At 49.0% G+C, this 1595-nt stretch carries 2 protein-coding genes; one reads left to right on the top strand and one right to left on the bottom strand.

Features of this window, described 5'->3' with window-relative positions; genetic code table 11:
* Window positions 1-42 precede the first annotated feature (42 nt).
* The gene (locus MKMG_RS11380; protein WP_165078060.1) at window positions 43-720 is read right to left on the bottom strand and encodes a DUF5612 domain-containing protein; all 678 of its coding nucleotides are present in this window, start codon (window positions 718-720) and stop codon (window positions 43-45) included.
* Window positions 721-974: 254 nt separating this feature from the next.
* Between MKMG_RS11380 and MKMG_RS11375 the strand changes: the two genes are divergently transcribed.
* Window positions 975-1595: DMT family transporter (locus MKMG_RS11375; protein ID WP_165078058.1), on the top strand; the 621-nt coding region annotated here is incomplete at its 3' end.

Genomic DNA, 1595 nt, shown 5'->3' with positions numbered 1-1595 from the left:
CATCACGACGGAGCACCTTGACAGCATCAGATACAATACTCATTAGAATTTCCTTCCCTGAACTCGATATATATTAAATACAGCTTTTGAACTGACATGCATAACGGCAAACACTCCTGCCTGGATTGGGTCTGTTACCACAAGGTCTGCATGGTCAGGGACACTCCCGACCATTGATAGGCAAATTACCGGGATCCCTAACTTTTTAATTTTGATTACGGATTCTGTTACTTTTCCGCCCATGATACTGCCTGCAAGCACAAGTACTGAGGCACGTGGCAGACGTGACACCGCCTCAGCCGCTGCTGCAAGTTCGTCTTCACCAACGAGGGGAATAGTATCAACCGATATCCGTTCTCCTCTGATATTATGACGGTCGGCTTCATTCACTGCACCAAGCGCCACCTGTGCCACCTGTGCACCGCCGCCCAGTATGATCACCCGTTTCCCGTAAATCTCTGAAAAAGGCTGGTGTCTCTCAACAGAATGGACTTCCGATATCTCTGATAGTTCATGAATCAGAGAGTCAGTATCAACAATATCTTCGAATTCAAAATACAGAGTTGAGAGATCTGTCTGTTTTCCTGAAGAGATGACCGACTGCTGGGTTGTCAGGATATTTGCACCGTGGCGTGCCATGACAAAGGCCACATCACGTAATACCCCCTGCCGGTTTTCAGATAGTATACTCAGAGCATTTGGGATGCCTGTTTTATTCATGGATGGATCACCGCCATATCCCGGAGAATCGGATTGTGGCTGTACATGGTTTGGCGCTTTGGAGATAAATGATTTCTTCACGGCACCCGGATGGTCTTTTTCATCCTGCGTTGAAATTGTCATGGCCGTATATCGGAACGTTTTTACTCTGCGCGTGTATGTTGTGCCGACCATTCGATTTTTCCGGGGTTCCTGTTTATTCCGGTAATGAAGGATTAATGCCGGAAAACCCCATACCTGTATGACATTATCCAATGATAACAAAAAACAGGCTTCCGGTGATATATGCCTTCCTTGCGGCAGTGCTCTTTGGGTCATCAGCGCCCGCAGCCAAGATACTTCTCACAGAGATTGACCCGGTCACCCTCGGAGCCCTGTTTTATATCGGAAGCGGCGCTGGTCTCTTGGTATACATGTGGCTTGAGCGCCTCTTTGGCGGTGAGCGGCACCGGATTGAGGCAGCGCTGACCCGGTCGGATATCCCCTCTGTTGCAGGAATTGTTCTTTTCGGTGGGATTCTGGCACCAATGGTGCTGATGCTCTCGCTGCAGCATACTCCCTCAGCGACTGCCTCACTCCTGTTAAATTTTGAACCGGTGGCAACGACCATCCTTGCGGTAGCGTTTTTTCATGAAGCGGTTGACAAAAGAATCGTCATTGCACTCAGCCTGATCACCGTCTCATGTGTTATTCTCTCATATGACCCTTCGGCAGCATGGGGTTTTTCCATCGCTGCGCTGGGTATTCTTCTGACCTGCACGTGCTGGTCACTTGATAATAACATATCCCGGAATGTTGCCGCAAAGGACCCTGTTCCGATTGTTGCAATAAAAGGTGTCATCGCAGGGCTGGTGATGGCAGTGGTTGCGTTTCTG

It is taken from the genome of Methanogenium sp. MK-MG (assembly GCF_009914725.1).
Classification (GTDB): Archaea; Halobacteriota; Methanomicrobia; order Methanomicrobiales; family Methanomicrobiaceae; genus Methanogenium.
This window is presented reverse-complemented; position numbering and strand designations above follow the sequence as displayed.